This is a genomic window from Sulfitobacter sp. DSM 110093 (assembly GCF_022788715.1).
GTDB lineage: Bacteria > Pseudomonadota > Alphaproteobacteria > Rhodobacterales > Rhodobacteraceae > Sulfitobacter.
The window spans coordinates 3084441-3092500 of sequence record NZ_CP085167.1; the positions used below are offsets into that span (position 1 = coordinate 3084441).

The following is an 8060-nucleotide window of genomic DNA, read 5'->3' on the forward strand; positions in this document are numbered from 1 at the left end:
AATTATGTTTTTTATGGTGGGAAGGAAGCTACGCTCAATCTGGCTCTTCTGAACCCTTGACCACAACAGGCTCGACTGAACCGCTGCGAGTATTTGGCAGATCTCCATTCCAGCGGCGCGGGTGTGCTTTGTTAAATGCCATCAGTTGTTCATACCGCGCAGTTTTATCATTTAAATGACGCAAAGCCCCCCAGCTTCCCCATTTGCTAGAGCGTCCGACATCGACAAAAGCATTAAACAGACTGCCACCTGCGGCTTCCCAGTTGTTCAAGAGTTCGCCATACAGTTCGCCCATTCCGTCGGAATAGTTAAGCTGCTGAAAGAACTCGGATAGGTCTTCATCGTCGACATTCTCTCCAATGCCAACGATATGCGTACCGCCCTCATACATCACTAAATCGAGGCCGTGCCCTTGGGCAACTTTGGCGTGGTACTCAAAAACCTCCATCAATTTGACCAGAGAGCCGGTGTTATCGCCAGTCACCGTTCCATCCCGTAGTTCTTGAATGGCGCGCTCATTGGCCACATCATATTGATGCTCTTCGATCCATGCAGCGCGCGCTTGGCCTAGAAGGTCTTGATCGTCTGCAGCGGTCTCAGCGGCGGTGCGGCTCTGAGAGATCCAATCGCGCACCGTCTCTGCCTTGTCCCCGCCGAGACCACCATCAAAGTATCCCGTGATCGCATAGGTATCAAAGCTTTGGTATGGAGGCGCGTTACCCATTTCCTGCCAAGCTGGCGCGTTGAGGATGGCGTCTTCCAGCCCCAGCCAGCCCGTCTGCGTGCTTATTACCTTCACAAGCCGATCTTCGTGATCCGCAAAGATCCTATCAAGGACCTCGGCCATTTCGGCAGATTTGGCGCCATAGTTCTGGACCCAGCCATCGCCGTGCTGGACGCCAAAGCGATCGACGGAATCTGCGTGGGATTGGTGCGCCTGCTCAAACTGCCAGTTCCAGACTTCGTTAGACAATTCAAAATGCGCCCGCAATTCAGGTCTGAGGAAGTCGCGTACATAGGTTGAGAACTGCTCGATATAGTCGCTATCTGCGTGGTAAGGAATGGTGAACCAAGGCTCGGTGCCAGTCTGGTTCGCCAATTCCACCATGATCTCTACAGGCGCGCCGGACGCGTAAGTGTAATTGTTTACGCCAGTCGCATCTTCCCAAGACGAGACCTTTGAATTATTCGTATTCATCCAATCCATAAAGCGCAGGGCATGCACATCATCGATGACATCAACCCACAACGGATTGAAGATTGCGCCATTGGTATGAGCGTGCAAATTGTCTGTATGAACCACTTCGATCTCGCGGATGTAGTCCCCCGTGTCCAACGTATCAGTCTCATGGATCTGCACGCCTATTAGCCTGCCGTTATTGGGCGTATAGTCAAATGTGATCGTGCCACCCTCGTAGTCCACATTCGAGCCGTTAACGATCTGGATCTCGCCGTTGCCTTCATAGCTCAGATGATAGGTACCCGCCGCATGGGTCGCCTCTTCGGGCAATTCGGTAAGGATGAAGGTTTCTATACTCGTGAGACCGTCGGGGATTTCCGTCGGCCAGCCGCTCTGATCAAGCACCCCCATGGCGTCCAGATCCTCCGCCTCCGTACCACCCCAACGCCCCTCATTATGACCGATCCAAGGCCGGGCGGTTTTGAATACATTGATGAATGGCTGTTGTGTCGACCAATCTGTGATGCCGTTCAAGCCGAACGCCAGCCCTGGCCCATCGGCTTGCGTGCCATCATTTATGTTCATGCTGAACATGGCATCAGCAGTCACCAATGTTCTAGCATCAGAATGATGGTCGAGGGTCTTAGGCGCCACAAGAAGGACGGTTGCGAGAGCGAAGTAGAAAGGGGGAATCACCTATAGACCTCCGACTGGTCGTGGGCATTTATCTCTGTTGTGGCATACCATATATATTGGTTCTGCTTGAGTAAGGGGTTTCATCGGTTTGGTATTGGTTCCGCGCCCGTCGTCACATAAAATGGGACATCAGAGCAGTTTGAGCATTGGAGGCTCTGGCTCGGTTGCGTAATTGATTATGCGGTTTGTTTTTGGTGTTCAAGCGGCGGCATTGGATTGGCTGTTCCTTGATTTTTTCTCATTCTCTTAGAATGGCTTTGTCCCTACTAAAGTAGTCATCGGCTGGTATGACGTTGTTCAGGCTCCTGTGGTGACGCTGGTTATTGCAATATTCGACGAAGGCCCCGATCTGGCGTTCAAGGAGGAGCATCTGGTTGATGGCGATCGTTTTACCTTTGAACTGCTCTGGTCAGCGCCTCATATTCCAGCGCAAACTCGATCAGATCATCCCGCGGGCCCTGCGGAATACGGTTCCAGACCGATTTGGGCCGAGGCGCGCGGTCCGCCAATACATCAAGGCCGCCTTCGACATAGCGGTCATACCATCGGTTAAATGTCGTGCGCGGGATGCCCAGCATATCAAGGGTACTTTTTAGGGGTAGGTGTGATCCCTTAACCGTGCGAATGACCTCCAGCTTCTAGATTTCTGCCCTCTCATCGCAGCAAGCGCCGACTGTCGGGTAGTAGAAACCTCATCCCTCGAACTCCCCAGCTCCTATCATGCTTTTATGAGCAGACGGTTCTCAAGGGGGAGGTCGGCCACGCAATCCTTTAGAGCCATGGCCTCCGATCGCAACTCCTATACCTCAAGCGATGTCGCCTGACACGCTGTGTCGCCGGAAAACGACCCTTTCCAGCCTCAACCAATTCCTTCGACCACGTGTAGTATAGGTTGTCAGAGATGCCCTCGCAGCAACATAACGCCGAGATGCTTTCCTCCCCGCGCAATCCGGCCAAAACAATGCGGTTCTCCTCCTCAGCCGAGTGGTGTAGATTTCCACGCAGAAGTGAGCCGGGTGAGCAGATAATTTCCACTGAGATTTGAGCCATGTGACCTTTCCTCCAGCGCGATGCGCAATGGGGGACATTGGAGTGATACACATGGGACTTTTGAACATCATTCGACGTATGGCACTGCGCGAGAAACTATCGACCCGCGAGATCGCGCGTCGCACGGGGATGTCGCGCAACACCATCACCAAATATTTGAACGCGGGCACGATCGAGCCGCAGTTCACGACGCCGGAGCGGCAAAGTAAGCTCGATCCGTTCGTCGACAAGCTGACCGGGTGGCTGAAGGCGGAGGCCGGCAAGTCGCGCAAGCAGCGGCGCACGCTGAAGCAATTGCATGCCGATCTGATGGTTCTCGGATTTGACGGGTCCTACGGCCGGGTTGCGGCTTTTGCGCGTGAGTGGCGGGCCGATCGGCAACGGGATCAGCAGACGACGGGGCGCGGCACCTTTGTGCCGCTTTCGTTCCGCCCGGGCGAGGCGTTCCAGTTCGACTGGAGCGAGGATTTTGCCGTTCTGGGTGGTGAGCGCACGAAGCTGCAAGTCGCCCACATCAAGCTGTCGCACAGCCGTGCCTTTCTGGTCCGAGCCTATCTGCTACAAACGCACGAGATGCTGTTCGACGCTCATTGGCATGGGTTCCGGGTCTTCGGTGGCATCCCGGGGCGCGGGATTTACGACAATATGAAGACGGCAGTCGATCGCGTCGGTCGCGGAAAGGAGCGACAGGTCAACATGCGCTTTCTCGCAATGGCGAACCACTATGTATTTGAGCCAGCGTTCTGCAATCCGGCCGCAGGCTGGGAGAAGGGGCAGGTCGAGAAGAACGTGCAGGATTCCCGACATCGACTGTGGCAACCCATGCCGGACTTCCCCGATCTTGCGGCTCTGAACGACTGGCTGGAACAGCAGTGTGTCGTATTATGGGGTAAGATCCCGCACGCAGCATTACCCGGGAGCGTTGCTGACGTTTGGGCCGCCGAACAAGCAGCTCTGATGCCATTACCACCCGCATTCGATGGCTTTGTCGAGCATAGCAAGCGGGTATCGCCGACCTGTCTGATCAGCTTTGAACGCAATCGCTACAGCGTTCCAGCGTCATTTGCGAACCGCCCGGTGAGCTTGCGGGTTTATCCTGAACATCTGGTGATCGCCGCCGAAGGACAGATCCTGTGCGAACATACGCGGGTGATCCAGCGCAGCCACCAATTGCCACCACGCACGATTTACAACTGGCGGCATTACCTGGCCGTTCTCCAGCGCAAGCCCGGTGCCTTGCGGAACGGTGCCCCCTTTTCCGAATTCCCTCCAGCCCTCAAGCAGCTGCAAGATCTCATGTTGCGTCGCCCCGGCGGTGACCGGGAGATGGTCGACATCTTGGCGCTGGTTCTGCATCACGACGAACAGGCTGTGCTGGTCGCCGTGGAAATGGCCCTGGCTGAAGGTGTCGCGACCAAGACCCATGTGCTGAACCTTCTGCACCGTCTTATCGACGGAAAGACGGTCGGCGGGCCCGACATCGATACGCAGCAGGCGCTGATCCTTCAGCGCGAACCAGAAGCCAATGTCGAACGCTATGATGGTCTGCGGGCCCGGACCGCCGGAGGTCATCATGCGTCATGATCCCGCCAGCGGCGCCATCATCATCATGCTCCGCAACCTGAAGATGCACGGCCTGGCGCAAGCTGTCACCGACCTCATGGAACAAGGCGCACCAGCATTCGACGCTGCGGTGCCGATGCTTGCCCAGTTGTTGAAGGCTGAGGTCGCAGAACGGGAGGTGCGCTCCATTGCATATCACATGAAGGCGGCACGCTTCCCGGCTTATAAAGAACTGTCAGGCTTCGACTTTGCGGCCAGTGAGATCAACGAGGCCACTGTAAGGCAGCTGCATCGCTGCGAGTTCATGGATGGTGCCCAGAACGTTGTGCTGATCGGTGGCCCCGGCACCGGCAAAACGCATGTCGCGACAGCCCTTGGCGTGCAGGCTGTCGAACATCACCGCCGCAAGGTTCGCTTCTTCTCGACCATCGAGCTCGTCAACACGCTCGAGCAAGAGAAGGCAAAAGGCAAAGCTGGGCATCTTGCCGAAAGCCTCGTCCGCCTGGATCTCGTGATCCTGGACGAACTTGGCTACCTGCCGTTCAGTGCATCAGGCGGCGCGCTGCTCTTCCATCTGCTCAGCAAACTCTACGAGCGCACCAGCGTCGTCATCACCACGAACCTGAGCTTCAGCGAATGGGCTACCGTCTTCGGCGATCCTAAGATGACGACCGCACTCCTCGACCGCCTAACCCACCGTTGCCACATCTTGGAGACCGGAAACGATAGCTTCCGCTTCAAAGCCAGTGCAGCCGTAGCGGCGCAGAAAAAGAGGGAGGACAATCATGCATTGACCAGAGCCTGACACCCGAAACATAACTTAAAGGTGGCTCACTTCTCGATGGAAAACCCGGCTCACTTCTGCGTGGAAATCTACAGTTCAAGCAGGAAACGTTCAGAACCTCATCACGAGACACGTTGCCGTGCTGAACCAGACGGGTAGAGCAGACTATACTTTCTGATACGCCTGGTTGGCCCTAAGGGACTCCAGTCCGACCGAACATTGGGCTCATCTCCGCACCCAAATCCACGCTCAATGTCGACTTATGCCGAAGCGATTAATAGGTTTGAAAAGGTCCAAGAATTCACGTGCACCACTTAAAACCAGATCAGTTTCTGCAAACGCGAGTCGCGTGTTCGCGGCAGGACCCTAAGCAGGCGTTTTTCTCCCCTAAATAAAGGGGTACGGTCTACTTCGGTCAGCTTTTCTGACTCTTATGCTCACACGCATTTCCGGACACTGCACGGACACAGAAAAAAAGGCCCACAGCGATGAACGCTGTAGGCCTTTGTTTATTGGTTGCGGGAGTAGGATTTGAACCTACGACCTTCAGGTTATGAGCCTGACGAGCTACCGGGCTGCTCCATCCCGCGCCAATAAGTAGGTTCTAAACTTATGATGGGGGTGCTGCAAGGAGATTCGCACATAAAAGTCATATTTTTCTTGAGATTTTAAGCAGCGCCCGTACCATTTGCGTCGCGAAAATTCGGAAGGCCATTTTGGGGGTACATTCACACCACCGCCTCACAAAGCAAAACCGCCGCTGCTCTATGAGCTGCGGCGGTTTTGTTTAATTTTGATCATCGTTGAGAGATACTGATTTGAGGACCTTATTAGGTTTGGCGATGACCTACTCTCCCACGTCTTAAGACGCAGTACCATCGGCGCTACGGCACTTAACGGCTGGGTTCGGGATGGGACCAGGTGTTTTGCTCGCGCTATGATCACCAAACCAAATAAAGTCCTCAAGCGCTCTGCTTTTAAGAGGGACGGCGGGAGGTAGGGTATCTGTGGGATACCTGTTCCTGCGCTGTCACCACTGAAGTGCTGAGCGTTGTTTGTTCCAAGTCATGTACAACTGATTGTATGTGTATGCTTTTGATTGATAAGTTGAAGTCTTGCTTCTACTGGATCAAATCAAGCCTATCGAGCAATTAGTACCAGTCAACTGAACGTGTTACCACGCTTACATCTCTGGCCTATCGACGAGGTGGTCTACCTCGGCTCTCAGGGATACCTTGTTTTGAGGGGGGCTTCCCGCTTAGATGCCTTCAGCGGTTATCCTGTCCGATCATAGCTACCCAGCACTGCTATTGGCATAACAACTGGTCCACCAGTGGATCGTTCACCCCGGTCCTCTCGTACTAGGGGCAACTCCTCTCAAGTATCCTACACCCACGGAAGATAGGGACCGAACTGTCTCACGACGTTCTAAACCCAGCTCACGTACCTCTTTAAACGGCGAACAGCCGTACCCTTGGGACCTGCTCCAGCCCCAGGATGAGATGAGCCGACATCGAGGTGCCAAACACTGCCGTCGATATGGACTCTTGGGCAGTATCAGCCTGTTATCCCCGGCGTACCTTTTATCCGTTGAGCGATGGCCCTCCCACTTGGGACCACCGGATCACTATGGCCGTCTTTCGACTCTGCTCGACTTGTCAGTCTCGCAGTCAGGCTGGCTTCTGCCATTGCACTCAACGAGCGATTTCCGACCGCTCTGAGCCAACCTTCGCGCGCCTCCGTTACGATTTAGGAGGCGACCGCCCCAGTCAAACTACCCGCCACACAGGGTCCCGGAACCGGATAACGGTCCGCGGTTAGACATCAAGCAGAACAAGGGTGGTATCTCAAGGGAGGCTCCACCGAGACTGGCGTCTCGGTTTCAAAGCCCACCACCTATCCTGCACATGTTCGGCCTAATGCCAGTGTGAAGCTGTAGTAAAGGTGCACGGGGTCTTTCCGTCTAACCGCGGGTAACCGGCATCTTGACCGGTAATTCAATTTCGCTGAGTCTATGTTGGAGACAGCGGGGAAGTCGTTACGCCATTCGTGCAGGTCGGAACTTACCCGACAAGGAATTTCGCTACCTTAGGACCGTTATAGTTACGGCCGCCGTTTACCTGGGCTTCAATTCAGAGCTCTCACCCCTCCTTTTAACCTTCAGGCACCGGGCAGGCGTCAGACCCTATACGTCGTCTTACGACTTCGCAGAGCCCTGTGTTTTTAATAAACAGTCGCCACCCCCTGGTTTGTGCCCCCAGCCTCTAGTTGCCTAGAAACCGGGCCTCCTTCTCGCGAACTTACGGAGGTATTTTGCCGAGTTCCTTCAACATAGTTCTCTCAAGCGCCTTGGTATTCTCTACCTGTCCACCTGTGTCGGTTTAGGGTACGATCTAGCGATGGAGCTATTTCCAGGGACCTCTAAGCAGCCCATTCAATCCGATAAGGATGAACTACCCTCGAGATCCGTCACTTCCATCTGGCCCAGGAATATTAACCTGGTTCCCATCGACTACGCCTTTCGGCCTCGCCTTAGGGGTCGGCTTACCCTGCTCAGATTAGCTTTAAGCAGGAACCCTTGGACTTTCGGCGAGAGTGTCTCTCACACTCTTTGTCGCTACTCATGTCATCATTCTCACTAGTGATCTCTCCACCGGATCGCTCACGCGCCAGCTTCACAGAAAGCTCCTTGTGTCCAATACGTCCCGAGGGACGATAAGGACACATGGAACTATGTCACACTACGCTCTGCTACCATGCAATAAATGCATCCTCAGCTTCGGCTCA

General features: G+C 54.7%; 3 protein-coding genes, 1 tRNA gene, 2 rRNA genes and 1 pseudogene (1 of these 7 only partly in view). 2 read left to right on the forward strand and 5 right to left on the reverse strand.

Annotation, left to right across the window (positions count from 1 at the left end):
- Positions 1 to 34: 34 nt before the first annotated feature.
- Both DSM110093_RS15000 and DSM110093_RS15005 read right to left on the reverse strand, forming a co-directional pair.
- Positions 35 to 1789, reverse strand: coding sequence for a hypothetical protein (locus DSM110093_RS15000; protein WP_243265839.1), 1755 nt, complete (start codon positions 1787 to 1789; stop codon positions 35 to 37).
- 509 nt (positions 1790 to 2298) lie between these two features.
- Positions 2299 to 2860: pseudogene (locus DSM110093_RS15005) on the reverse strand (helix-turn-helix domain-containing protein); the annotation flags it as partial.
- Positions 2861 to 2977: 117 nt separating this feature from the next.
- On the opposite strand from DSM110093_RS15005, the gene istA reads away from it, so the two are divergent.
- Positions 2978 to 4510, forward strand: coding sequence for an IS21 family transposase (gene istA, locus DSM110093_RS15010; RefSeq protein WP_243265840.1), 1533 nt, complete (start codon positions 2978 to 2980; stop codon positions 4508 to 4510).
- Positions 4500 to 5294 carry an IS21-like element helper ATPase IstB gene (gene istB / locus DSM110093_RS15015; RefSeq protein WP_243265841.1) on the forward strand — a complete coding sequence of 265 codons (795 nt, stop codon included), beginning with the start codon at positions 4500 to 4502 and terminating at the stop codon, positions 5292 to 5294. Before istA ends, istB begins: the two co-directional genes overlap by 11 nt.
- A gap of 492 nt (positions 5295 to 5786) precedes the next feature.
- Here the strand turns inward: istB and DSM110093_RS15020 are convergent.
- The 3 genes from DSM110093_RS15020 to DSM110093_RS15030 form a co-directional block, all read right to left on the reverse strand.
- A tRNA-Met gene (locus DSM110093_RS15020) sits at positions 5787 to 5863 on the reverse strand.
- A gap of 244 nt (positions 5864 to 6107) precedes the next feature.
- Positions 6108 to 6222, reverse strand: a 5S ribosomal RNA gene (gene rrf, locus DSM110093_RS15025).
- A 181-nt stretch (positions 6223 to 6403) separates the two neighbouring features.
- Positions 6404 to 8060, reverse strand: a 23S ribosomal RNA gene (locus DSM110093_RS15030); it runs 1177 nt beyond the window's last position.